The following is a 22,991-nucleotide window of genomic DNA, read 5'->3' on the forward strand; positions in this document are numbered from 1 at the left end:
CATCTACCGGTGCGACGGCTTTGCCCAAAGAGAAAAAGGTATCTGAAAATCTCACGATCCATCGGCGGTTGCAAGGTTCTCAAGGGCTAAATGCCCCGAACCCGTAGCTGCCGCAATTGGCTCAATTAAGCAGGAATGAGGAGACAACTATTGATGTCGTTACAACTATGCTACCTGCAGGCTCCGCCGGATGCCAGCGCGAACTTTCTCGGTAGTCAATTTATCGGTCAGCGTGCTCTCTATCGCCGGCTTAAGGCCCCTAGATAGGTCGCGTATAGAAGTTTTCCTGACGGTATCGCCTCTTCATCGAGTGAGCCTCACAGCCCGGCTACGCCGCTTGCTCGGGAGAATCGTTAAGCTGGTCCGACCTCCTTCTTTACCGCTGTTCCGGACCTCGAGTGTTCCATTTGGAGGTGGTGCTCCGGGTTGACGAGACCGCGGTAATGTTCAAATGGTATCAGTGGCAAATTTAGCATTGTATTTCGCGCTCAGAGGAACGTATGACGAAGCGGGTGGCCTTGATCTCCGGCGTGACCGGCCAGGACGGCGCCTATCTCGCCGACTATCTGTTATCGCTCGGCTATGTCGTGCACGGCATCAAGCGGCGTTCATCGTCGTTCAACACCGCGCGGGTCGATCACCTCTATCAGGACCCGCATGTCGGTAACGTGCCGTTCCTGATGCATTACGGCGACATGACCGACTCGACCAATCTGATCCGCCTGGTGCAGCAGATCCGGCCGACCGAGATCTACAATCTTGCCGCCCAGAGCCACGTCGCGGTGAGCTTCGAGAGCCCGGAATACACCGCCAATGCCGATGCGATCGGCGTGCTGCGCCTCCTGGAGGCGATCCGCATCCTCGGCATGGAGAAGGAGACGCGGTTCTACCAGGCTTCGACCTCCGAGCTCTACGGTCTCGTGCAGGAGATCCCGCAGAAGGAGACGACGCCGTTCTATCCGCGCTCTCCTTACGGCGTCGCCAAGCTCTACGGCTACTGGATCACGGTGAACTACCGCGAGGCCTACGGCATGTTCGCCTCCAACGGCATCCTCTTCAACCACGAGAGCCCGATCCGCGGCGAGACTTTTGTCACGCGCAAGATCACGCGCGGCGTCGCCCGCATCGAGGTGGGATTGGAGGAGACGCTCTATCTCGGCAATCTCGAGGCCAAGCGCGACTGGGGGCATGCCAAGGACTATGTCGAGGGCATGCACATGATCCTCCAGGCCGACAAGCCCGACGACTTCGTGCTCGCGACCGGTGAGACGCGCTCGGTGCGGGAGATGGTCGAATTGTCGTTCGCGCAGGTCGGCCGGCGCATCGCCTGGCGTGGCGCAGGCGTCGAGGAGACCGGTGTCGATGCCAAGAGCGGCAAGACGGTGGTGAAGATCGATCCGACCTATTTCCGCCCGACCGAGGTCGATCTCCTCATCGGTGATGCCAGCAAGGCGCGCGAGGTGCTCGGCTGGAAGCCGAAGCGGAGCTTTGCCCAGCTCGTCGAGGAGATGATGGCGAGCGATCTGGCACAGGCGAAACGGGACGCTGCCCATGACAAACGCTCCGTTTGAGCTGAAGGGCAGAAGCGTCTACGTCGCCGGCCATCGCGGCATGGTCGGCAGCGCGCTGGTGCGCCGGCTCGCAGGAGAGGATGTCAAGCTCGTCACCGCGGACCGTCGCGAGGTCGATCTCTGCAACCAGGCCGCCGTGTTCGACTGGTTCGCAAAGGTGCGGCCGCAGGTCGTGTTCCTCGCGGCGGCGAAAGTCGGCGGCATCGTCGCCAACAACACGCTGCGCGCCGAGTTCATCTACGACAACATCGCGATCGCGGCGAACGTGATCCACGCCGCGCATCGGAACGGCGTCGAAAAGCTGATGTTTCTCGGCTCCTCCTGCATCTATCCGAAGCTGGCAGCCCAGCCTCTGCGCGAGGACTCGGTCCTGTCAGGTCCGCTGGAGCCGACCAACGAGCCCTATGCAATTGCAAAAATCGCCGGCATCAAGATGGCCGAGGCCTATCGCAGCCAGTATGGATGCGACTTCATCAGCGTGATGCCGACCAATCTCTACGGCCCCGGCGACAACTATCACCCTGAGATGAGCCACGTCGTCGCCGCGCTGATCCGCCGCTTTCACGAGGCGAAGGTTGCGGGTGCCAAGGGTGTCGTCGTGTGGGGCACCGGCACGCCGCGGCGCGAGTTCCTCTATGTCGACGACATGGCCGATGCCTGTGTGCACCTGATGAAGACCTATTCCGGTGCGGAACTGGTCAATATCGGCACCGGCGAGGACATCACCATCGCCGAATTCGCGCGCGTCGTTGCCGAGGTCGTTGGTTACAGCGGCGAGATCTCTTTCGACACCTCGCGGCCCGACGGTACGCCGCGCAAGCTGCTCGACGTCAGCCGGCTCGCAAAGCTCGGCTGGCGCGCAACGACATCCCTTGAGCATGGCCTGAAGCTCGCCTATGCAACGTATTTGTCGCATAAGTAAATGCAGCGATTGCGAGTGATCATGATTGCGAAAGATGATCGATTTCTCGAACGGATCATTCCGCCAGATTCGCGACAAATCTTCCGTGATCTTAATGTGCTTTGCGCGGCACGGATATCGCTTTGGCTGCTTATCTTTCCGTCGATTTCTCCGTTGAAAAGGTAAGCTTTGCAAGATGCCAAGAAGCAACGACATGGTAAAAGCGTTCCATGTCAAAGACGATCTAGATCCATGCATAGCGGTGCTCGGGCGCCCGAGATCTCCTTTAGCAGCAGCAGACGTCGTAGTTTAGTTCCGTTCAGCGGCGCTTCAAACACAGGGACAAGATCTCTCTGGCCTGGACACAGACTTCTGTGTTCAGGGTGCGCTGATCGAATCCGTAGGATCGAAGCTTGGCTTCAATGTCGGCTGCGGAAGATGGGCTGAGCTGCAAATCAAGTACGTTCTTGACCGTCTCGATCTCCGCGGCGTCTTGTAAGTGCCAAGGCATGCCCGGCACATCGATGCGTCGGGGTGACTTCTCGACGGCCTTTTGGCGGTATGCGCTGAGTAGCTTGTGCCGCAGCATGCGGCAGCGCTGCTATGTGGTAGGAAAGTTTGGCCATGTAGCCGCGCGCCGGGTTCGAAGGTAGATCGCTGCAAGACCGGCCCGTTGATGGGCGGTCGACATATCGACGGCCTGACCGCCTCCAGGCGCGGGCGCCTTGCCTTGATATTGAAGAGCCCTGCAGTATTGATATGAAGCAGGGATTGTCGGAAGATCGCCCGTGTTCCCATCCAACTTGGGCCAGTGAGATTTAATGCGTCCAGCAGTTTTTTTTGACCGCGATGGCGTCCTCAACGAGGACGATGGCTATGCTTTTGATCCGGACAAGATCCGGTGGGTAGAAGGAGCCCAACAGGCCGTAAGAGCAGTTAATCACGCCGGGTATTTTGCTTTTGTCGTAACGAACCAATCAGGAATTGCGAGGGGGTTTTACGAGGAGCGGCATGTTCGCAATTTTCACGAATGGATGTCGCGCGAGCTTGCTATCGTTGGTGCGCATATCGATGCGTTTGAGTTCTGCCCCCACCACCCCGACGGCCTGATTGAGCGCTACCGTGTCCTCTGCAACTGTCGTAAGCCGCAGCCAGGGATGATTAGAGGCCTGCTTGAGCGGTACGAGGTGAATATCGATGCTAGCTTCATGATCGGGGACAAGCAGAGTGACCTTGCTGCGGCGCAAGCGGCCGGACTTCCAGCCTATCTGTTCGATGGGTCAAACCTCCATACGTTCATCACCCCGTTGTTGGCTGATTGGTCCAACGATTCCCGCACGGTCACACCGCGGGCCGCGGGAACAGCGGATTGAGACTTATCGGCAGGGCTTACCTTATGGAATGTACTTTAGGTTCTGGTTTTGCCGAATTCATTCAGTCCTTGCATAAAGGCATGGCTATCTTTTCAAGATCCGGATTAGCCAGGGCTCAGGATTCCCTGAGAGGTTTTAGGCTACGTCTGAACTCGGCGGTGATTGGGGCTAACAATGAGAGCTCTGTCGATCTTGAACGTTCAGGGGGGAGTTGCCCTTTCCCGACAGCCGCAGGCTCAAACGCGGGAAGCGGAACAACTGACGAGGACCACAAGATCGATGGCCCCCAGGCAGCTGATTAACTGTCGAGCCTGTGGAATCGACCCAATTGGACGGTATGTATCGCTACTTCGATGTCTTGGAGACCTACATGAACTATATCTTCCCATTGCTGGCTGTCGCCATCACCATCGGCCTTTTTGTGCGCTACGCGATGGTGCGCCAGAGCTTGCGTCGATCCCGGCCCACCAATGAGGTTCCTCACTGGCCCGATTCGAGTTTCAGATAGCCGACTATCGCCTGCTTCACATGACTGTCTTTTAGCTCAACGCCGATTGCTTTTGCTTCGATTAGAAAGCGCCTCTCACCATCCACGGTCACTAAGCGGTCAACGTAAGTGCCCCGAATAGCGTGTTCGCTCGATATCTCGTTGTACTTATGGTCGCCCGCATCCTCGCCAGGGCGAAAAGTGTGGGCCGCTGCTCGATCGGCGTGAGCACGAACTGGACAAGCGTCGGCGCGCCGATCCGATTAGCCGTACGCGAAGGCAGCTGAATCGGGCGACGAAGACCGCGAGAAATACCTGCACACCGATTGAGCAGCAGTAAGCTTAAGATCATTCGTGATAGCGGTTTGTCAGTATTGCGTTGGCATTAGAAATACTTCGGTACTAAAATATTTTAGTTCAGAACCAGTCTCTTTCTCCATCGCCCAAACTGGAATTTAGTTGATGCGGACGCTATTGATCGTACTCGGTGTCTGGGTGTTGATTAACGTCTTGTTCGTCGTTGTCATGATCCCGCCGCGCAAGCCACGAGCTTCCGGTCAAAGAGCCGGAGCTTTCAGGCTGGCAGCCGTCAGGGCCGACGATCGCCAACCGGACGATGATCCTCCTCCATCGCTGCGGCACATAATCATCGCAATGGGCCTTGGAATGTTCTTCTCGTTAACGCCGCCGTTGCTTGAGGGCTACGACGCGCTGAGGCGATGGGCGCGCCGGATGAGAGGACAAGAGGTCGACCAGAGCGAGAGCCAGCCAGGGACGCTCGACTCGATCCTCACGAAGCCCCGCAAGGAATACGAAGCATCCTCAGGGGGCGACAACGAGGGCTCCTAATCATGGTGCGGGCGTTCTGCAAGAGACAGGAGACCCGGCTGCCCGATACGCCGGATGGCTGACCAAGGGATGCGCAATTAGCCAAGCGTCGCTCCATAACCTGGTCATGCCCGAGCTCTCACCAACAGCAAAGGGCGTGGCACGTGTCCATTCCCGGGGCCAGCGCGATCCGCTCGATGAAACTCAATTTCAGATGCAGCCCGTGCCCATCGCCCTATTTCGGCTTCTTGGTGCCGTACCCATGAGCTCAGCACCGGGCTAATGCGGACCGTAGAACGACGGTCTAATCGTGCGAATACTGTTCCGTGCTCGCAGCGAACAGATTCCTTGTTCTCCACCGCAATTTCCCTGTTCCGTTTCGCGGCTTCGCTGCCCAGATGCTCAAGATTTCAAGGCAATTAGCGCATGTTTGACGCCGTCGCAGCCCCTGCGCGAGATATTTTTCCCTGCAGAATTCCCTGTTCGCGGGGAATTGGGTTTCTAGCGTTACCGCTCGTCCGCGATAACCTTGCCGTCATTCGGCAATGTGCCGGGGCCGACCAGCTCGACCGCGCCACCGAGCTTGGTCACCATCCGCAGCGTGCCCGCGATCTCCTCGCGCAGAGCCTCGCTTGCTGCCGCCGTTTCCGCCTTCAGCGTCATCGCATCGGTCTCGTCCTGGCGCGTGACGACGAGACGCAGGCGGCCGAGTGCGGAATGCCGCTTGCTGATCTCGGCGACCTGCTCGGGACGGACGAACATGCCCTTGACCTTGGTGGTCTGGTCGGCGCGGCCCATCCAGCCCTTGATCCGCATGTTGGTGCGACCGCATCTGCTCGGGCCCGGCAGCGCCGCGGTGAGGTCGCCGAGCGCGAGGCGGATCCAGGGATGGTGCGGGTCGAGCGAGGTGACGACGATCTCGCCCACATCGCCTTCCGCAACGGGATCGCCGGTGCCGGGCTTGACGATCTCCATGATCAGGCCTTCGTTCACGACCATGCCCTCGCGCGCCTCCGTCTCGAAGGCGATGAGGCCGAGATCGGCGGTGCCGAAGGCCTGGTAGGCGTCGATGCTGCGCGCCTTGATCTCGGCCTGGAGCGAGGGCGGGAAGGCCGCACCCGAGACCAGCGCACGCTTGATCGAGGAGACGTCGCGGCCCGCGGTCGCCGCTGCATCGAGCAGGATCTTCAGGAAGTCGGGCGTGCCGCTATAGCCGACCGGCCGGTAGGCCTCGATCAGCTCGAATTGCTGCTCGGTATTGCCGGGCCCGGCCGGGATCACCGCGCAGCCGAGCGCGCGCGCCGAAGCATCGAAGATGAAGCCGCCGGGGGTGAGGTGGTAGCTGAAGGTGTTGAGCACGATGTCATTGGGCCGGAACCCGGCCGCGAACAGCGCCCGTGCCCCGCGCCAGGGATCGGCCTGCCGGCCCTCCGGCTCGAAGATCGGGCCCGGGGAGGTGAAGAGCCGGGCGAACGAGCCCGGTGCCGCCGCCACGAAGCCGCCGAAGGGCGCGGAGGCCTTGTGCAGGGCCGGCAGTTCCGACTTGCGCAGCACCGGCAGGCGCGCCAGCGCCGCGCGCGTGGTCACCGTGGCCGGATCCACACCTTTGAGCCGCTCGGCATAGGCGGGCGCCGTCATCGCGCTGCGCAGCACGCCCGGCAGGCGCGAAAACAGCTCGGCCTCGCGCGCGGCTTGCTCGCGCGTCTCGAGGGCGTCGTAATGGGCGGTCATGGCTGATCTTTCCGGGTTGGCATCCGTTGCTCGCCGCCGCTGGCATGGGTATCAGACGGCCATTGTCGGGATGTGGAGAGCGCGAGATGGCGGACGAACGGATCAAGGCGGCGGAGGAGACGGCTGGCGTCGTCGCGCGCCTGAAGCGCCGCATGATCGACGACGCCATGCCGCTGTGGTCGACCGTCGGCTGGGACCCTGTCGCGGGCGGCTTCATCGACCGGCTGCACCGCGACGGCACGGCGGATGCCGCCGCGCCGCGGCGCGTGTTCGTGCAGGCCCGCCAGATCTACTGCTACGCCAAGGCGGCACAGATGGGCTGGTATCCCGAGGGGCGCGCCATCGCGCTGAAGGGGCTGGAGCACCTGCTGGCACGCGCGAAGGCGCCCGACGGCAGGCCCGGCTATGTGCACCGGCTGACGCCGGAGGGCGCTGTGATGGATGGTCGGCGCGACGCCTACGACCACGCCTTCATTCTGTTTGCGCTTGCGACCGTCTATGTGCTCGACAAGGACGCGCAGGTTCGCGCCGAGATCGACACGCTGCTCGCCTTCCTCGACGGCCACCTGCGCTCGCCGCACGGCGGCGTCCACGAGGGGTTGCCGATCTCGCTGCCGCGCCGGCAGAACCCGCACATGCACCTGTTCGAGGCGATGATCGCGTGCTTCGACGCGACCCACGATCTGTCGTTCCAGAATCGCGCCGGCGAGTTCTTCGCGCTGTTCCTCGCCAACCTCTACGACAAGCAGAGGCACGTCTTGTCGGAGTACTTCGAGGAGGATTGGTCGAAGATCGAGCCGGTCAGCGTCGAGCCTGGCCATCAGGCGGAGTGGGTCTGGCTGCTGAAGGGATTTGAGCGCATCACGGGCTGCCCGACCGGGCAGCGGCGTGCGGAGCTGCTGGCGACCGCGCTGCGCTATCGCGACGAGGCGACGGGCTGCCTGATCGACGAGGGTGATGCCACCGGCAACATCCGCCGCAGCACGCGCCGGCTGTGGCCGCAGACCGAGATCGCGAAGGCGTGGATTGCACAGGCCGAGTCCGGCGAGGCGGGCGCCGCGGATGAGGCCCGCGCGGCCCTGGTGCGGCTCGAGCGGCATTATCTCAGCCATCCCGTGCGGGGCGGCTGGTACGACCAGTTCGATCGCGACGGCAAATCGCTGGTCGACACCATTCCTGCGTCGTCGTTCTATCATGTTCTCTGCGCAGTCACGGAAGCGGAGCAGGTGTTGGAGTAAGACTCTTTTGTTTTGACGCGTTTTCTTCACGCGAACCGGTTCCCACTTCGCTTGAAAACGCTTTGTCAAAGCCAGCGCTTGCGCCGCTTGAAGCTCTTGAGGTTCTTGAAGCTCTTGCGCTGGTCGCCGGCGCCGCCGAGGTAGAATTCCTTGACGTCCTCGTTGTCGCGCAATTCGTCCGCGGTGCCGTCGAGCACGACCTTGCCCTGCTCCATGATGTAGCCGTGGCTCGCCACCGACAGCGCGGCGCGCGCGTTCTGCTCGACCAGCAGGATCGTGACGCCGAGGTCGCGGTTGATCTTCTGGATGATGGAAAACACCTCCTTCACCAGCAGCGGCGACAGGCCCATCGACGGTTCGTCCATCAGGATCATCTTGGGGCGTGCCATCAGCGCGCGGCCGATCGCGAGCATCTGCTGCTCGCCGCCGGAGAGATAGCCGGCAAGGCCGGTGCGCTCCTTCAGGCGCGGGAAATAGTTGAAGACCATGTCGATGTCGGCATCGACCTCGCGGTCCCTGCGGGTGAAGGCGCCGAGCTTGAGGTTCTCCAGCGACGTCATGTCGGCGATGATGCGGCGGCCCTCCATCACCTGGAAGATGCCGCGGCGGACGATCTTGTCGGGATCGGTGCCGTTGATCCGCTCGCCCTCGAACAGGATCTCGCCGCGCGTGACCTCGCCGTCCTCGGTCTTAAGCAGCCCCGAGATCGCCTTCAGCGTCGTCGACTTGCCGGCGCCATTGGCCCCGAGCAGCGCCACGATCGCGCCCTTGGGCACGTCGAGGCTGAGGCCGCGCAGCACCAGGATGACGTCGTCATAGACGACCTCGATATTACGCACGCCGAGAAGGGGTGGCGCGGGCACTATACTGGGCGAGGGACGAGTGGCTTCGTGAATTTCGGTCATTAGGTGTGCCGCCAATTTGGTGCGCTCGTCATGCCCGGGCTTGTCCCGGGCATCCACGTTCTTCGTGCCGATTGGTCAGACGTGGATGGCCGGGACGTCTGCGCGAAGACGCGCTTCGCGCTTTTCCCGGCCATGACGTCCGAGATCGAAATCACCACCCCAGCAATTCCGCTTTGCGCGGCAGCTCGACGGTCTTGACCTTCTCGAGCTTGATCGTGCCCTTGGCCATGAGATCGTTGAGGTCGCCGTCGGTCGCACCCGCGATCTTGGTGCGATAGAGGTCGACCTTCAGCGTGCCGCGGTGGTCCTTGTCGGTCCAGGTCGAGGGATTGCAGACGCCGTCCATTCCGGCCGGCACCCAGTCCTTCTTCTGGTAGAAGCCCTTGGCGACGTTCTCGCCGGTCGCTCCGCCGTTCTTGGCAGCCCACTCGAGCGCCTCCCTCATGTAGAGCGCCGAGCAGACCGCCGCGACGTAATGCACGGGCCGGTAGACCTTGCCGGTGGGGTCGGATATCTTGGAGATCTCCATCACCGTCTTCATGCCGGGCGCATCGCCGCCCCAGCTCACCGCGGTGCGCAGCGGGAAGATCACGCCGTTGGCGGCGTCTCCGGCGGTCTTGGCGGCGTTCTCGTCCATGCCCCAGACATTGCCGAGGAACTGAATCTCGACGCCGGCGGTCTTGCAAGCCTTCAGGACGGAGATGTTGGAAGCCGCGGTGTTGCCGAGATAGGCGTAGTTGGCACCGGAGGATTTCAGGCTCAGGCACTGCGCGCTGTAGTCACCCGGTGTGAGCGCGAACACCAGCGGCGGCAGCACCTCGAAGCCGAGCTCCTGCGCCATGGCTTCGCCTGCGGCCTTCGGCGCGTTCGGATAAGGATGGTTGGCGCCCATGTGCACGAATTTCGGCTTGCCGGGCTTGCCCTTGGCCTTCCAGTCCTCGGCCGCCCACATCAGCATCGCGCGCAGCGAGTCCGAATAGCTTGGGCCGTAGAAGAAATTGTAAGGAGCGGGTTTGGCCTTGCCGCTGACGCCTTCGGGATCGGTCAGCGCGGCGGCATAGGAGCCGGAGAGATCGGGGATCTTGTCCTGGGCGAGGAAGCCGGTCAGCGCCTCGGTGTCGGCGGTGCCCCAGCCCATGATCGCTGCGACCTTGCTGTCCGGAGCCGACCATTTCTTGTAGAGCGCGATCGCGCGCGGCACCTGGTAGCCGTAGTCGTTGGTGTCGACGTTGAGCTGCTTGCCGCCGACGCCGCCGTTCTTGTTGACCCAGGCGAAGGTGTCGACGACCGCCTGGCCGTAGGGCGTGCCGACGTCGGAGGTGCCGCCGGAATAGTCGGCGAGATGCCCGATCGCGATCTGCGCCTGCGCGCTCGCCGAGAATGCGATCACCAGCGCGAGCGATGCAGTGCTCAAAAAGGATTTTGTCTTCATTGGTTGCCTCCTCCTGTTTATTCGTTGGTTAGTAAGTTGCCCGTTCTCAATGCGAGAACGGGTAGAGTTTCCAGTACGCCTTGATCTGCCGCCAGCGATGCGCGAGCCCGTCAGGCTCGAACATCAGGAACGCGATGATGATCACCCCGATCGCGATCTCGCGCAGGAAGGTGATGTTGTTGTTGAGCGACAGCGCCTTGTCGATCGCGCCGCCCTTCAAGTAGATGCTGAGGAATTCCATCGACTCCGGCAGCAGCACCACGAAGGCGGTGCCCATCAGCGTGCCCATGATAGAGCCGGTGCCGCCGATGATGATCATCGCCAGGAACAGGATCGAGCGCTCGATGCCGAAACCTTCCTGCGAGACCACGAGCTGGTAGTGCGCATAGAGCGCGCCGGCGATGCCGGCGAAGAAGGCGGCGAGGCCGAACGACAGCGTGCGGTATTTGGTGAGGTTGATGCCCATGATCTCCGCGGAGAGATAATGGTCGCGGATCGCCACCAGCGCGCGGCCGTCGCGCGTGCGCATCAGATTGGTGACGAGGATGTAGCTCGCCAGCACATAGGCCAGCACGACGTAGAAATACTGCTTGTCGCCGCGCAACGTGAAGCCGAAGATCGAGAACGGATTGGCGCTGGCCGGCACCGAGCCGCCGGTGAACCATTCGGCGCGCGAGAAGAAGTCGAGCAGGATATATTGCGCGGCGAGCGTCGCGATGACGAGGTAGAGTCCCTTCAGCCGCGCCGCCGGAATGCCGAAGACCAGCCCGACCAGCGCGGTGACGACGCCTGCGAGCGGGATCGCGAAAAACACCGGGATCGGCGCATTGTTGGAGATGTAGGCCGAGGTGAAGGCACCGAGCAGGAAGAAGGCGGCATGCCCGATCGAGATCTGGCCGGTGAAGCCGACCAGGATGTTCAACCCGAGCGCCGCGATCGAGAAGATGCCGATCTGGATCAGAATGCTGAGCCAGTAGCCGCCAAGGAATTGCGGCACGAGGCAGAGCAGCAGCACGCCTACGATCGCAAAATTGCGGCTGGTCGCCGTCGGGAAGATCGTGGTGTCGGCCGCATAGGAGGTGCGGAAATCACCAGCAGGTATGAGGGCAGGGCCGGCCATGGGTCAGATCCGCTCGATGTCGTGGGTGCCGAACAAGCCGTAGGGCTTGATCATCAGCACGATGATGAGGACGTAGAACGGTGCGATCTCGTAGAGATTGCCCCAGTGCAGATACTCGCTGTCGACATATTGCGCGACGTTCTCGAGCAAGCCGATGATGATGCCGCCGAGCACGGCGCCGCCGACGGAATCGAGCCCGCCGAGGATCGCCGCCGGAAAGACCTTGATGCCGTAGGCGGCGAGGCCCGAGGACACCCCGTTCACCACGGCGACCACGACTCCGGCGACCGCTGACACCGTTGCCGAGATCGCCCAGGCCATCGCGAACACGCTTTTCACGGAAATGCCGAGCGACTGCGCGACCTGCTGGTTGAACGCGGTGGCGCGCATCGCAAGGCCGTATTTGGATGCGCGGAAGAACCAGGCCATGCCGATCATCATGGCGACCGAGACCACCAGGCTCATGACATAGACGGTCTGGATCTGAAGCCCGAACAAGCTGACGGACTGGCTCTCGAACACGCGCGGGAACGGCTGCGGGTTGACGCCGAACATCCATTTCAGCGTGGCCTGGAGCACCGTCGAGAGGCCGATCGTCACCATGATCACCGAGATGATGGGCTCGCCGATCATCGGCCGCAGGATCAGGACCTGGATGGCGATGCCGAACACGAACATGAACACCAGCGTCATCGGCATGCCGATCCAGAACGGCACCTGGTATTTCGCAAGCAAGGCCCAGCACACCCAGGCGCCGACCAGCAGCAGCTCGCCTTGCGCGAAATTGACGACCTGCGTCGCCTTGTAGATCAGCACGAATGACATCGCGACCACGCCATAGAGCGTGCCGACCACGAGGCCGTTGACCAGGAGCTGGATGAGGAAGGCGGTGTTCATGTTATGCTATCCTTCGCCTCTCCCCGCTTGCGCAGGGAGGGGGGATCGATTGCTGGTGCGGTCTGCATTGGAAGCGACATCACTCCGCCGCCTCCGCCAATTGCCCGGGTCGGCCCAGATCCACCACCCGCAGCGCGGTGCGCACCCTCTGCGTGGTGCCGTCCTGGAAGCGGATCACGGTGTCGACGGGGATGACGGCATCGCCGCGGTAGATCGCGTCGATGATGCCGGCGTATTTCTCGTTGATGACGCTGCGGCGAACCTTTCGCGTGCGGGTGAGCTCGCCGTCGTCGGCATCGAGCTCCTTGTAGAGAAGCAGGAAGCGCGAGATGCGCTGCGCCGGCGGCAGCGTGGCGTTGACGGTCTCGACCTCCTTCTGGAGCAGCGTGTAAACCTCGGGCCGCGAGGCGAGGTCGCTGTAGGTCGTGAAGGAGAGGCGGTTCTTCTCCGCCCATTTCGAGATGATGGAGTAGCGGATGCAGATCATCGCCGCGAGCGCGTCGCGGCCCGCGCCGAGCACCACGGCTTCGGCGATATAGGGCGAGAACTTCAGCTTGTTCTCGATGAATTGCGGCGAGAAGCGCTCGCCGCGCGAGGTCTCGGCGAGATCCTTGATGCGGTCGATGACGACGAGCTGCCGGTTGGCGTTGAAATAGCCGGCATCGCCCGACAGCATCCAGCCGTCCTTGATGTCGGCAACGCTTGCCTCCGGGTTCTTGTAATAGCCGAGGAACATGTTGGGATGCCGCACCACGATCTCGCCGACGCCGTGGACGTCGGCATTGTCGATGCGGATCTCGACGCTGTCGGCCATCGGCACGCCCGTGGTGTCAGGATCGACCTTGCCCTCGGGATGCAGCGTGTAGGCTCCCAACAGCTCAGTCTGGCCGTAGAGAGTGCGCAGCGGCACGCCCATCGCCTGGAAGAACTTGAAGGTATCGGGCCCGAGCGCCGCGCCGCCCGTCGCAGCCGAGCGCAGGCGGGTGAAGCCGAGCCGGTCGCGCAGCGCGCGAAACAGGATGGCGTCGGCAAAGCCCGAGCGCTTGCCGTCAGCAAGCGCGGCCAGGCCCGACTTCATCCCGATATCGAACAGGCGCTGCTTGAAGGGCGTGGCGTCCATCACCTTGGCGCGGACGTCGGCGGCGATCGATTCCCAGACGCGCGGGGCGAACAGCACGAAGGTCGGCGCGATCTCGCGCAGATCGTTCATCATCGTGTCGGGCTCTTCGACGAAGTTGATCTTCATCCGGCAGAGCAGGCCTTTGCCGAGCACATAGACCTGCTCCATGATCCACGGCAGCGGCAGCACCGAGACGTATTCGTCGTCGGGTCCCTTCGGATCGAAGGCGAGATAGGTCGCGCAATGGCCGAGCACGCGGCCGGCGGCGAGCATTGCGAGTTTTGGATGCGAGGTGGTGCCTGACGTGGTGCAGAGGATCGCGACATCCTCGCCCTTGGTGGCGTCGACGAGCTTGTCGTAAAGCCCAGGCTCGCGCGCAGCGCGGGCGCGGCCGAGCTCGGCGAATTTCTCCGCCGACAGCAGCCTGGGGTCGTCATATTTCCGCATGCCGCGCGGGTCGGAATAGATGATGTGCTTCAGCCGCGACACGCGGTCGGCGAGGGTGAGCAACTTGTCGACCTGCTCCTCATCCTCGGCGAAGACCAGCTGCGCCTCGCCGTAATTGAGGAGATAGGAGGCTTCTTCGTCCAGCACGTCGCGGTAGAGCCCGAGGCTCAGGCCGCCGATCGCGTGGGTGGCGATTTCCGCGGCGACCCAGTCCGGCCGGTTGTCGCCGATGATGCCGATGACGTCGTTGTGGCCAAGGCCGAGCTCGACGAGGCCGAGCGCGAAATCGCGCACGCGCGTCTGGTAGTCGTTCCAGGTGAAGACACGCCACAGCCCGAGATCCTTTTCGCGCAGCGCAATCTCGTTGCCATGCTCCCTGGCGTTGAGCCGGAGCATTTTGGGATAGGTATCGGCCTGCGCGACGCGGCCTGCATAATCCATCATGCCGCGCTCTCCTGCGCCGGCGGCGCATCGTCCGGATCGACCAGCACCTCGTCCTCCTCGCCGAGATAGGCGCGCCTGACGTGGGGATCGGCGAGCACCGCACCCGGATCGCCCTCGGCGATCTTGCGGCCGAAATCCAGCACCATGACGCGGTGGGAGATGTCCATCACCACGCCCATGTCGTGCTCGATCATCACCACCGTCATCCCGAATTCCTCGTTGAGATCGACGATGTAGCGGGCCATGTCCTCCTTCTCCTCGAAATTCATGCCGGCCATCGGCTCGTCGAGGAGGATGAGGCGCGGCTCCAGCGCCATGGCGCGGGCGAGCTCGACGCGCTTGCGCAGGCCATAGGAGAGGGTGCCGGCTTGCGCTTTCCGCACCGACTGGAGGTCGAGGAAGTCGATGATCTCCTCGACCTTGCGGCGATGCGCGAGCTCTTCCTTGCGCGCGCCGGTGAGCCAGTAGAGCGAGCCCGTGAGGAAATTGTTCTTCAACAGGTGATGGCGGCCGACCATGATGTTGTCGAGCACGCTCATGTGGTGGAACAGGGCTAGGTTCTGGAAGGTGCGGCCGATGCCGAGCGAGGCGCGGGCGTTCGGCGTCAGGCCGGTGATGTCGCGGCCCTGATAGAACAGCTGGCCCTCGGTCGGCTTGTAGCGGCCGGAAATACAGTTCACGATCGAGGTCTTGCCGGCCCCGTTGGGGCCGATGATCGAGAACAGCTCGCCCTCCTTGATGGCGAAGCCGACATCGGTCAGCGCACGGACGCCGCCGAACCGCAAAGACACGCCGCGCACTTCAAGACTGGTAGCCACCAAACAAGTCCCTCCCCGGTGATGGCGCTTTCTGTGGCGCTCTTCGTCGGTTCCTGTCGGGCGATCCTAGTACGGTCGTGCCGGCCAGACCATGCAGCTATTGGTCTCGACCGGACCCGCGAGGCTCTCGCTCCCGTTAGGGATCAAAAGCCGCATCGCCCGAGGTGGCCCTCAATAGGGGAAAGCGCTATTTTGAAATGTCTCCGGCCTGACAATTCTGCGACAAAGTTTTTCAGGCGAGGCGGCCTTCATCTTTCGTCGGATGGCGGTCGATGCGGTCGTGTTGCAGTGCAACAGAAGGGCGGAGTGACGAAACGGTGCGGCTGGCTTCGGGATCATGATTTCAGAGGATCAACTGAAGCGCATCGCCGCTTGGTCGCGCGAGCTCACGCAAGCGGAGATCGAGGTCGCTCGCGCCGGAATCACGGAGCGGTCCTACGGCATCGGCGAGGCTGTGTTCATGCGCGGCGACACGTTCGGCTATTGGGCCGGCATGGTCTTTGGCCTTGCCCGGATGGGCGGGGTGTCGCGCGACGGCAAGGAGGCGAGCCTTGCCGGGCTGACTGCGGGGGCCTGGTTCGGCGAGGGCAGCGTGCTCAAGAACGAGCCGCGCCGCTACGACGTGGTCGCGCTGCGCAACAGCCGTGTCGCGCTGATGGAGCGCAGCGCCTTCATGTGGCTGTTCGAGAACAGCGTCGGCTTCAACCGCTTCCTGGTCCGCCAGCTCAACGAGCGGCTCGGCCAGTTCATCGGCATGCTCGAGGTCAACCGTACGCTCGATGCGACCTCGCGCCTCGCGCGCGGCATCGCCTCGTTGTTCAACCCGATCCTCTATCCGGAATCGACCGCGCATCTGGAGATCACCCAGGAGGAGATCGGGGCGCTCTCCGGCATGTCCCGCCAGAACGCCAATCGCGCGCTGAACCGGCTGGAGAAGGAGGGCCTGCTGCGACTCGAATATGGCGGCGTCACCATCCTCGATATCGAGCGGCTGCGCGGGTACGGGGACTAGGGCGCCCCGTCATCGCGCATTGGCGGGGGCGTGCAGGGGCCAGAGGTCCGCGCGCCAGCGCACCGCGATCGCCGCCATCGCGATGAACCCCGAGACGGCATAGAGCGAGCCCGTCGCGGAATAGCCGATGAGGTCGATCAGGCTGCCGGCCGCGAGCAATCCGAGCGGCAAGCCGTAGATCACCATCATGCGGACGCCCATGACACGGCCGCGCAGATGCGCGCTCGCCGTGCGCATCAGGATCACGGCGGCCGATATCATCGACATGCTCTGGGCGATGCCGGCGAGAGCGAGGCAGGCCATGGCCACCGGCATGGTCCTGATTTCGACGAACACCAGCAGCATGGCGTACCAGGCCAGCGTCGCGCCGATCAGAAGCCGGGCAATGCGCAGGCCGCCGACCAGGCTGAGCGTGATGGAGCCGATCAGCGAGCCGACGGCGAAGCTGGCCGAGAGATAGCCGAGCCCGGTCTGGTCTGTATGAAAGATGTCCCGCGCGATGTAGGGCAGCAATCCGCCCGTGAAGGGAAATGCGGTGAGATTGGCGAGGAAGGCGACGCACAGCGCGGCGCCCATTCCAGGGCCATTCCAGGCGTAGACAATCCCTTCCTTCAGCTCGTCGAGCAGTTTTGAAACGGCGCGGCTGTTCGCCGGCAGGTCCATCGTGGCAACGGTCCTTTCCGGTCGGGTCAGGCAGGACATGAGAATCGCGGCCACGAGGTAGAGGCTGGCGACTGCCGCATACACCAACCCAATGCCGAGCACGGCGAAGAGGCCGGCGCCTGTCAGCGCTCCGGCAATGCGGGCGCTGTCCTGGGTCGTCCGTGACAGGCCGATCGCGCCCACCAGCTGCTTGGCCGGCATGATGTCGGCGAGCAGCGCGCTGCGAATGCCGAGATCGGAGGAGCGGATCAGGCCCATGATTGCAACGATGATCATGACGTTGAGTGGCGCCAGACGGCCGGTCAGTGCCAGCACCATGATGGTCGAGGCGAGCGCCGTATAGGTGAGGCGCAGCACGACAAGGAGATCGCGATGACCCATGCGGTCGCCGATCATCCCGAGCACCGGCGCAACCAGCGTTCCCACATATTGCAGCGAGGCGAGAATGGTCAGCAGCAGCACCGATCCGGTCTCGACCAGGATGTACCAGCCGAGCACCAGCGTTTCGATCTCGAACGCCCAGGAGGTGAGCAGGTCGGACGGCCACTGGAAGCGATAGTTGCGGATGCGGAATGGCGCGAGCGCGGATGTGCTCAAGATGCAATGACGGGTTTCACGGCGATTCCCTGCCCTTATTCTTGTTCTTTCTAATCCGGCAACGTAGCGCTGACACTGCTCGTGTCAATCAGCGCTGCCGCATACCAACCCGCTCGAACGCCACAAGGTTTGCCGCGCGGCTTCTGGGGTCGCTGTTTCTCGTGAGCGTCGTCGTGTCGCCTTCCCAGGGGGGTCCGCAGGACATGCTCGCCTTGATGCAGCGCACTACGTCGCTCGCGAAGGAGACCCGCTATGGCGAGGCGGTGTGGCTTGCGCGAAAGCTCGTCGGAGAGGCCGAAATAAGCGCGGGCGACGATCGCCGGGGGTGTCTATCCTCAGCACCGAAAGACGGTCCGGTTGCGGGGAGGGGTGAGGCCGCGCGCGCGGCCGTTAACCGACCACCGCTTGCTCTTCCCGTGCGACGAGCCCATGCTTGCCGGGTTCCTGGGCCCGTCCGGCAGGTCCAGGAGATGGCACCATCGCGGCTTCCGCGAGGTCTTGACCCATGAACTGCTCTTGCTGTGGTTTAGAGGTCCAGAGCGGCTTTGCCTTCTGCCCGAAGTGCGGCACGAGGCAGCCGAACGCGTGCCCTGGCTGCGGCTTTCCATGCGCGCCGGATTTCGCCTATTGCCCGAAATGCGGCGCCTTCGTCTCTGAGACCCCCACAGGCGGGCAGGCATCGGCGCGGACGAGCCCGACGACGCTCCCGATCCGGTCCTCCTCTCCGCCGCTCGCGCCGGCGGAGGAGGCCCAAGCCGCATTTCGACCTCAGTTGGACAAGATCGACAGCGAGGCGAACCGCCGCACCATCACCGTGCTGTTTGCCGACCTCAGCGGCTTCACTGCGATGAGCGAGCGGCTCGACCCCGAGGTCATGCAGACGCTTCAAAACGGGTTGTTCGAGGAGTTGACGGCCGCGGTGCAAAGCTTTGGCGGCTTCGTGGACAAATTCATCGGCGATGCGCTGCTTGCTCTGTTTGGTGCGCCGGCGGCGCACGAGGACGACCCAGAGCGGGCGGTGCGCGCTGCTCTCGACATGATCGACCGGACGGCGCGCCTCAGCGAACGCGCGAAGGCGTATGCAGGTTCACCGCTGCTGCTCCATGTCGGCATCAACACCGGGCACGTCGTCGCGGGCGGGCTCGGTGCGGGCGTTGCCAAATCCTATTCGGTGACCGGTGACACGGTGAATACCGCCCAGCGACTACAATCGATGGCGGCTCCGGGCGAGGTACTGGTCGGGCCGTTGACCCACCGTCTGACGCGGCATGCGTTCTCCTATGACTCGCTTGGCGAGGTCTCGCTCAAGGGCAAGATGGGCAGCGTACTGGTCCACCGTCTGAATGAGCCGCTCGACACGCCCCGTGCGGCGCGAGGTCTCGACACGCTGGGCCTCAATGCGCCGTTGATCGGGCGCGACGCCGAGCTTGCGCGCATGATCGGCAGCCTTGATCTCGCGTGCGGCGGCGCGGCTCAACTGGTGCGGCTGGTCGGTGAGGCCGGCATCGGGAAAACGCGCCTGGTCAGGGAGTTCGTCGCCCGCATCCGCGATCAGGATCGATTCGCAGGCGTGGCGATCCGGCAGGCGGCGTGCTCGCCGCTCGGCGAACAGTCCTACGGCACACTCGCCGCCGTGCTGCGCAGCGCCTATGGCATCGCGCAGAAGGCGGGCGCCACAGAGGCGGAGGCGAAGGTCGCCGAAGCGCTATCGGAGCTGGGCCTCGCGACCGACGAGGCCGACCGCCTGATGCCCCTCTATCTGCACGTACTCGGCCTCGGCGACCCCAACGCCGTGCTCAGGCATGTCGAGCCCGAACAGCTCCGCCGGCAGATATTCTTCGCGATTCGCACCGTCTTCGAACGCCGCCTGGCACTGTCGCCACTGCTGATCATCGTCGAGGATCTGCATTGGGCCGATGCGGTGTCGCTTGAAGCGTTGCGCTTCCTGATGGACCGACTGGAGCGGACGCGGCTGATGCTGTTGTTTACGCATCGGCCGATGCTGGAACTGGACCAGTTCGGTTCGAGCAGGATCAGTCACGCAACCCTCCGGCTGCCCCCGCTTGGGGACGCCGACGGACAAAGGCTGCTCGCGGCCTATTTCAGTCACGGTTGGCGTGAACCACCGGGACGTCTGTTCAGTCGAATCCTCGATCGCGCCGGCGGCAATCCGCTTTTCCTCGAGGAGATCATACGCGGCCTGATCGAAGCCGGCGCCCTGGAGCGCGACGGCGTGCAGTGGCGGATGACGTGGGATGAAGCCGCCGCCGATATTCCGGCAAGCATTCAGGCGTTGTTGCTGGCGCGTCTCGACCGGTTGCCGCATCAGGTGCGCCGCCTGGCACAGGAGGCCGCGGTGATCGGCCCGCGTTTTGATGCGGCTGCTCTCGGTGCGGCGGCAACCGAGCCGGCAAGGGTCGAAGCAGGGCTCGAACTTCTGTGCGACGCGGAAATCGTCGAGGAGATCGCGGGCTCGAATTCGATTTCGCTGCGGACCTACCGCTTCACGCAAACCATGCTTCAGGACGTGATCTATCAAAACCTGCTTCTGCAGCGCCGGATCGAGCTTCATGGACGGATTGGTGGGGCGCTCGAGAGGCTGTATGGCCAAGAGCCCGAGCGCCTCGAAGATCTCATACTGCTCGGACATCACTTCAGTCTGAGCGCGAGCAAGCCGAAAGGCGCGCGCTATCTGCGCGCGGCCGGCGATCGCGCACGCGCCAGCTATGCCAATGACGATGCCATCCGTCTCTACCAACAGGCCCTCGCCGTGCTGTTGGCCGGCGGCGAACGGGAGCCGGAACGTCTGGTTCTATACGAGCGGATCGCGGACCTCTGTGGCGCGGCTGGCCGCCGGAACACGGCCGAGGAGCACTATCAGAGCGCGTTGGAGGGGCACCGCGCCCTACAGGACCGGATCAGCGAAGCGCGAATTCTTCGCAAGCTTGGCCGATTGCTGTGGGGCGCCGGCAAGCGGATCAAGGCAGAGACGCATTACGCCGAGGCGGCCAACCTGCTTGGAGGGATCGACGCGCCCATCGAGTGGGCGCATCTCTTGCAGGAGCGCGGCCGTCTCGCGTTTCGGACGGGCGATCACGTGGCCGCCGCAAGATGGGCAGACGAGGCGCTCGGCTATGCACGGTCCGTACCGGCGGACGCGGACGAGCAGGGAAGGCTCGAGGCGGCACGTGCCATTGCGGAGGCCCTCAACACCAAGGGGGTTGCGCTGGCGCGGCTTGGACGACACGAGGAGGCGGTGCGCGAGGTGGAGCAAAGTGTTGCAGCCGCCGAAACTGCCGGCCTCCTCAACGTAGCCTGCCGCGGCTTTACCAATCTCGGTGTGCTCTACACGATTGTCGACGCGGCGAAAGCCGTGGAGGTCTGCCGGCGTGGACTCGATGTCGCGCGTCGGATCGGGGATCTTGGCTTCCAGGCGCGTCTTCTTGCCAATTTTGCCGTTGCTTGTTGCACCTTCACGGACAGATGTACCGAAGAAGGGGTGCCGGCTGCCGAAAAGGCGATCGAAATCGACCGCGCGCTCGATCAGCGCGAGCATCTCGCCGTGCCCTTGATCGTGCTCGGGCAAATCCATCAATGCCATTTCCGCCCCGATCTGGCCGCCCTCTGCTACAACGAGGCAATCGAGGTGGCGAACGAAACCGGCGAACCGCAGCAGCTTTTTCCATGCTATGATGGTCTCGCCACGCTGAGCCTTGATCGAGGCGACATGCCCGAGGCCGACCGATATTTCGCGCTGGCCCATGATGTCTGCGCCCGCCACGGGCTTGATCCCGCCGGGCTGATCGTACTGCCGTTTCTCGACTAGGTCATATGAAGGAGTTCAACCATGTCAGAACTTCATGTCGACGGACCGCTTCAACCGGGCGATCGCGCACCGAACATCGTGCTGGACGCCATCACACGCGATGGAACGATCGCGCTCCAGGATTTTCGTGGGCATAGTCCGATATTGATCGGCTTGTTTCGCGGGCTGCACTGCCCGTTCTGTCGGCGCCATATCGCGGCACAGGCGCAACTTGGCGCAGCGCTGCGCGACAAGGGCGTCGAAAGTCTCACGGTCGTGAATACGCCGATCGAACGCGCGCGGCTCTACTTCCGCTATCATCCCTTGCCCAATCTGCTCGCCGCGTCCGACCCCGAGCGGGTCTCGCACCGCGCGTTCGGCCTGCCCAATCTCGAGTTTACGGACCACGAGACCGAGTGGCCCCGCAAGGTGGGTATGGACGTCGTCATGAGCATGCAGGTCGATATGCCCGGCGAAACGCCGGGGCCGATGAATCGGCTGGCGGCTGCCGAATACCTCAACAACAAGGACGGCTACGAGATGATGGAGGCCGATCAGCGCATGGCGGCAACCGGCCAGGGCCAGCTGTTCGGCCAGTTCCTGCTCGATCGCGAGGGGATCGTGCGCTGGACCTTTACCGAGGTTCCTGAAGGCGGCCAGCGCATGTTCGGGGCTCCGAGCCCCCAGGAGTTGATGTCGGCCGCCTCGCAGGTGGCAAGCTAGGCATCGTCGCCTGGTGATTAACCCGCCACCTTCGGCCGTTTCTCGGCGAGCGCCGCGGCCATCGCCGAAATCAGCGGCCGCATGAAATACGCATCTTCCGCCGGTGCGATGTCTGTGCGCAGGCCATGCGCGGCGAGCTCCCCCGACACCGCAGGGCCCACCGACGCAATCAGCGTCCGCTCCAACCCTGCGCGCAACTTCGCTTCGCTGCCATGTGCCTTTGCGGCTTCGATCAGGCGGCGGACCTGGCCGAGATTGGTCAGCGCGATGGAATCGATCCGTCCCTCCGCCATGTCGTCGATGGCGGCGACGATGTTGGCATCCGCCGCCTTTGAATCGTAGACATAGGGCAGCACGGTATCGACCTCGGCGCCTTGCGCCGAGAGTGCGCCGGTCAGGGTGCTGTGGTCCTTGTCCGGATAAAGCTGGAGGCCGAGGCGCCGCCCCTTCAGGTCGAGCTTGCCCAGCATCTCGATCACGCCCTCGGTGGTCGGCTTCTCCGTGGTCTGCTGCGCCTCGAGCGAGATCTCGCGCAGCGCCTTGCCGGGCTTCGGCCCGCGGGTGAATTTTCGCGATTTGGCGAGGGCCGCGACCAGAGCCTGGTCGAGACCACGGGTCCGCGCGAGCTTCATGATCCGCCGCAGGCCTTCGCCGGTCATCAGCACGAGATCGTCAAACGGCCTGTCGATGGCGCGGCGGATCCAGGCCTCGACCGGGGCCGGGTCCGGCGCATCGTGGATGGTGAACATCGGGCACTGCACGACATCGGCGCCTTGCTCGGCGAGGAGCTTTGAGAACTGCGCCTCCTCGCGCGTTTCCAGGATCAGGATGCGGTAGCCGTTCAAGCGGTCGGCCATGGGCGTGCTCCGGTACAAATCG

General features: G+C 63.4%; 19 protein-coding genes. 9 read left to right on the top strand and 10 right to left on the bottom strand.

All coding sequences use genetic code 11. The features are described 5' to 3' along the window. The first annotated feature begins 500 nt into the window (after window positions 1-500). Entirely contained in the window at window positions 501-1,571 is a 1,071-nt protein-coding gene (gmd, locus tag ACVWW6_RS21175; RefSeq protein ID WP_271553718.1) for a GDP-mannose 4,6-dehydratase, read from the top strand. Then, on the top strand, window positions 1,552-2,493 hold the full coding sequence (fcl, locus tag ACVWW6_RS21180) for a GDP-L-fucose synthase (RefSeq protein ID WP_271553717.1): 942 nt from the start codon (window positions 1,552-1,554) through the stop codon (window positions 2,491-2,493). The genes gmd and fcl overlap by 20 nt, the downstream gene beginning before the upstream one ends. Before the next feature lie 298 nt (window positions 2,494-2,791). On the opposite strand, the gene ACVWW6_RS21185 is transcribed toward fcl, so the two are convergent. Further along, window positions 2,792-3,061: a hypothetical protein gene (locus ACVWW6_RS21185; protein WP_456681359.1), complete on the bottom strand. Its 270-nt coding sequence runs from the start codon at window positions 3,059-3,061 to the stop codon at window positions 2,792-2,794. 232 nt (window positions 3,062-3,293) lie between these two features. On the opposite strand from ACVWW6_RS21185, the gene ACVWW6_RS21190 reads away from it, so the two are divergent. The 3 genes from ACVWW6_RS21190 to ACVWW6_RS21200 all read left to right on the top strand — a co-directional run bounded on the left by ACVWW6_RS21190 (window position 3,294) and on the right by ACVWW6_RS21200 (window position 5,181). Next, entirely contained in the window at window positions 3,294-3,845 is a 552-nt protein-coding gene (locus ACVWW6_RS21190; RefSeq protein WP_271553715.1) for a D-glycero-alpha-D-manno-heptose-1,7-bisphosphate 7-phosphatase, read from the top strand. 370 nt (window positions 3,846-4,215) lie between these two features. Continuing rightward, window positions 4,216-4,353 carry a hypothetical protein gene (locus tag ACVWW6_RS21195; protein WP_271553712.1) on the top strand — a complete coding sequence of 46 codons (138 nt, stop codon included), beginning with the start codon at window positions 4,216-4,218 and terminating at the stop codon, window positions 4,351-4,353. Window positions 4,354-4,794: 441 nt separating this feature from the next. Then, window positions 4,795-5,181, top strand: a complete 387-nt coding sequence (locus ACVWW6_RS21200; protein ID WP_456681360.1) for a hypothetical protein — start codon at window positions 4,795-4,797, stop codon at window positions 5,179-5,181. A 486-nt stretch (window positions 5,182-5,667) separates the two neighbouring features. Here the strand turns inward: ACVWW6_RS21200 and ACVWW6_RS21205 are convergent, their stop codons facing one another. After that, window positions 5,668-6,891, bottom strand: coding sequence for a phenylacetate--CoA ligase family protein (locus ACVWW6_RS21205; RefSeq protein ID WP_271553708.1), 1,224 nt, complete (start codon window positions 6,889-6,891; stop codon window positions 5,668-5,670). 86 nt (window positions 6,892-6,977) lie between these two features. Between ACVWW6_RS21205 and ACVWW6_RS21210 the strand changes: the two genes are divergently transcribed. Continuing rightward, window positions 6,978-8,129, top strand: a complete 1,152-nt coding sequence (locus ACVWW6_RS21210) for an AGE family epimerase/isomerase (protein WP_271553707.1) — start codon at window positions 6,978-6,980, stop codon at window positions 8,127-8,129. Window positions 8,130-8,194: 65 nt separating this feature from the next. On the opposite strand, the gene ACVWW6_RS21215 is transcribed toward ACVWW6_RS21210, so the two are convergent. From ACVWW6_RS21215 to ACVWW6_RS21240, 6 genes are all read right to left on the bottom strand, one after another. Continuing rightward, window positions 8,195-9,034, bottom strand: coding sequence for an ABC transporter ATP-binding protein (locus ACVWW6_RS21215; protein ID WP_271553706.1), 840 nt, complete (start codon window positions 9,032-9,034; stop codon window positions 8,195-8,197). 151 nt (window positions 9,035-9,185) lie between these two features. Beyond that, a complete protein-coding gene (locus tag ACVWW6_RS21220) occupies window positions 9,186-10,466 on the bottom strand; it encodes an ABC transporter substrate-binding protein (protein WP_271553705.1) in 1,281 nt (426 codons plus the stop codon). Between the two features lie 46 nt (window positions 10,467-10,512). Continuing rightward, window positions 10,513-11,586 (bottom strand): branched-chain amino acid ABC transporter permease, encoded by a 1,074-nt coding sequence (locus ACVWW6_RS21225; protein WP_011088706.1) that lies wholly within the window; start codon window positions 11,584-11,586, stop codon window positions 10,513-10,515. Window positions 11,587-11,589: 3 nt separating this feature from the next. Continuing rightward, window positions 11,590-12,483 carry a branched-chain amino acid ABC transporter permease gene (locus ACVWW6_RS21230; protein WP_011088705.1) on the bottom strand — a complete coding sequence of 298 codons (894 nt, stop codon included), beginning with the start codon at window positions 12,481-12,483 and terminating at the stop codon, window positions 11,590-11,592. A gap of 79 nt (window positions 12,484-12,562) precedes the next feature. After that, the gene (locus ACVWW6_RS21235) at window positions 12,563-14,494 is read right to left on the bottom strand and encodes a long-chain fatty acid--CoA ligase (RefSeq protein ID WP_271553703.1); all 1,932 of its coding nucleotides are present in this window, start codon (window positions 14,492-14,494) and stop codon (window positions 12,563-12,565) included. Then, the gene (locus tag ACVWW6_RS21240) at window positions 14,491-15,312 is read right to left on the bottom strand and encodes an ABC transporter ATP-binding protein (RefSeq protein WP_011088703.1); all 822 of its coding nucleotides are present in this window, start codon (window positions 15,310-15,312) and stop codon (window positions 14,491-14,493) included. The genes ACVWW6_RS21235 and ACVWW6_RS21240 overlap by 4 nt, the downstream gene beginning before the upstream one ends. A 337-nt stretch (window positions 15,313-15,649) precedes the next feature. Here ACVWW6_RS21240 and ACVWW6_RS21245 point away from each other — a divergent pair, with 337 nt between their 5' ends. Then, window positions 15,650-16,324 carry a Crp/Fnr family transcriptional regulator gene (locus ACVWW6_RS21245; protein ID WP_011088702.1) on the top strand — a complete coding sequence of 225 codons (675 nt, stop codon included), beginning with the start codon at window positions 15,650-15,652 and terminating at the stop codon, window positions 16,322-16,324. Between the two features lie 9 nt (window positions 16,325-16,333). Here ACVWW6_RS21245 and ACVWW6_RS21250 read toward each other — a convergent pair whose 3' ends face one another. Then, complete coding sequence (locus ACVWW6_RS21250; RefSeq protein WP_271553702.1) at window positions 16,334-17,584, bottom strand: MFS transporter; 1,251 nt, start codon at window positions 17,582-17,584, stop codon at window positions 16,334-16,336. 505 nt (window positions 17,585-18,089) lie between these two features. Between ACVWW6_RS21250 and ACVWW6_RS21255 the strand changes: the two genes are divergently transcribed. Both ACVWW6_RS21255 and ACVWW6_RS21260 read left to right on the top strand, forming a co-directional pair. Continuing rightward, window positions 18,090-21,410: an adenylate/guanylate cyclase domain-containing protein gene (locus ACVWW6_RS21255; RefSeq protein ID WP_456681361.1), complete on the top strand. Its 3,321-nt coding sequence runs from the start codon at window positions 18,090-18,092 to the stop codon at window positions 21,408-21,410. A 21-nt stretch (window positions 21,411-21,431) separates the two neighbouring features. Then, window positions 21,432-22,112: a redoxin domain-containing protein gene (locus ACVWW6_RS21260; protein WP_028173193.1), complete on the top strand. Its 681-nt coding sequence runs from the start codon at window positions 21,432-21,434 to the stop codon at window positions 22,110-22,112. Between the two features lie 17 nt (window positions 22,113-22,129). Here the strand turns inward: ACVWW6_RS21260 and ACVWW6_RS21265 are convergent, their stop codons facing one another. Beyond that, a complete protein-coding gene (locus ACVWW6_RS21265) occupies window positions 22,130-22,969 on the bottom strand; it encodes a uroporphyrinogen-III synthase (RefSeq protein ID WP_011088697.1) in 840 nt (279 codons plus the stop codon). Window positions 22,970-22,991 lie beyond the last annotated feature (22 nt).

It is taken from the genome of Bradyrhizobium sp. USDA 3311, from assembly GCF_054062495.1.

Bases quoted from the DNA above. Each gene is read 5' to 3' on its own strand.
- ACVWW6_RS21205 (WP_271553708.1), bottom strand. From the start codon at position 6,891: ATGACCGCCCATTACGACGCCCTCGAGACGCGCGAGCAAGCCGCGCGC.
- gmd (WP_271553718.1), top strand. From the start codon at position 501: ATGACGAAGCGGGTGGCCTTGATCTCCGGCGTGACCGGCCAGGACGGC.
- ACVWW6_RS21255 (WP_456681361.1), top strand. From the start codon at position 18,090: ATGAACTGCTCTTGCTGTGGTTTAGAGGTCCAGAGCGGCTTTGCCTTC.
- fcl (WP_271553717.1), top strand. From the start codon at position 1,552: ATGACAAACGCTCCGTTTGAGCTGAAGGGCAGAAGCGTCTACGTCGCC.
- ACVWW6_RS21185 (WP_456681359.1), bottom strand. From the start codon at position 3,061: ATGCTGCGGCACAAGCTACTCAGCGCATACCGCCAAAAGGCCGTCGAG.
- ACVWW6_RS21190 (WP_271553715.1), top strand. From the start codon at position 3,294: ATGCGTCCAGCAGTTTTTTTTGACCGCGATGGCGTCCTCAACGAGGAC.
- ACVWW6_RS21200 (WP_456681360.1), top strand. From the start codon at position 4,795: ATGCGGACGCTATTGATCGTACTCGGTGTCTGGGTGTTGATTAACGTC.
- ACVWW6_RS21230 (WP_011088705.1), bottom strand. From the start codon at position 12,483: ATGAACACCGCCTTCCTCATCCAGCTCCTGGTCAACGGCCTCGTGGTC.
- ACVWW6_RS21220 (WP_271553705.1), bottom strand. From the start codon at position 10,466: ATGAAGACAAAATCCTTTTTGAGCACTGCATCGCTCGCGCTGGTGATC.
- ACVWW6_RS21245 (WP_011088702.1), top strand. From the start codon at position 15,650: ATGATTTCAGAGGATCAACTGAAGCGCATCGCCGCTTGGTCGCGCGAG.
- ACVWW6_RS21225 (WP_011088706.1), bottom strand. From the start codon at position 11,586: ATGGCCGGCCCTGCCCTCATACCTGCTGGTGATTTCCGCACCTCCTAT.
- ACVWW6_RS21260 (WP_028173193.1), top strand. From the start codon at position 21,432: ATGTCAGAACTTCATGTCGACGGACCGCTTCAACCGGGCGATCGCGCA.
- ACVWW6_RS21265 (WP_011088697.1), bottom strand. From the start codon at position 22,969: ATGGCCGACCGCTTGAACGGCTACCGCATCCTGATCCTGGAAACGCGC.
- ACVWW6_RS21195 (WP_271553712.1), top strand. From the start codon at position 4,216: ATGAACTATATCTTCCCATTGCTGGCTGTCGCCATCACCATCGGCCTT.
- ACVWW6_RS21215 (WP_271553706.1), bottom strand. From the start codon at position 9,034: ATGACCGAAATTCACGAAGCCACTCGTCCCTCGCCCAGTATAGTGCCC.
- ACVWW6_RS21235 (WP_271553703.1), bottom strand. From the start codon at position 14,494: ATGATGGATTATGCAGGCCGCGTCGCGCAGGCCGATACCTATCCCAAA.
- ACVWW6_RS21210 (WP_271553707.1), top strand. From the start codon at position 6,978: ATGGCGGACGAACGGATCAAGGCGGCGGAGGAGACGGCTGGCGTCGTC.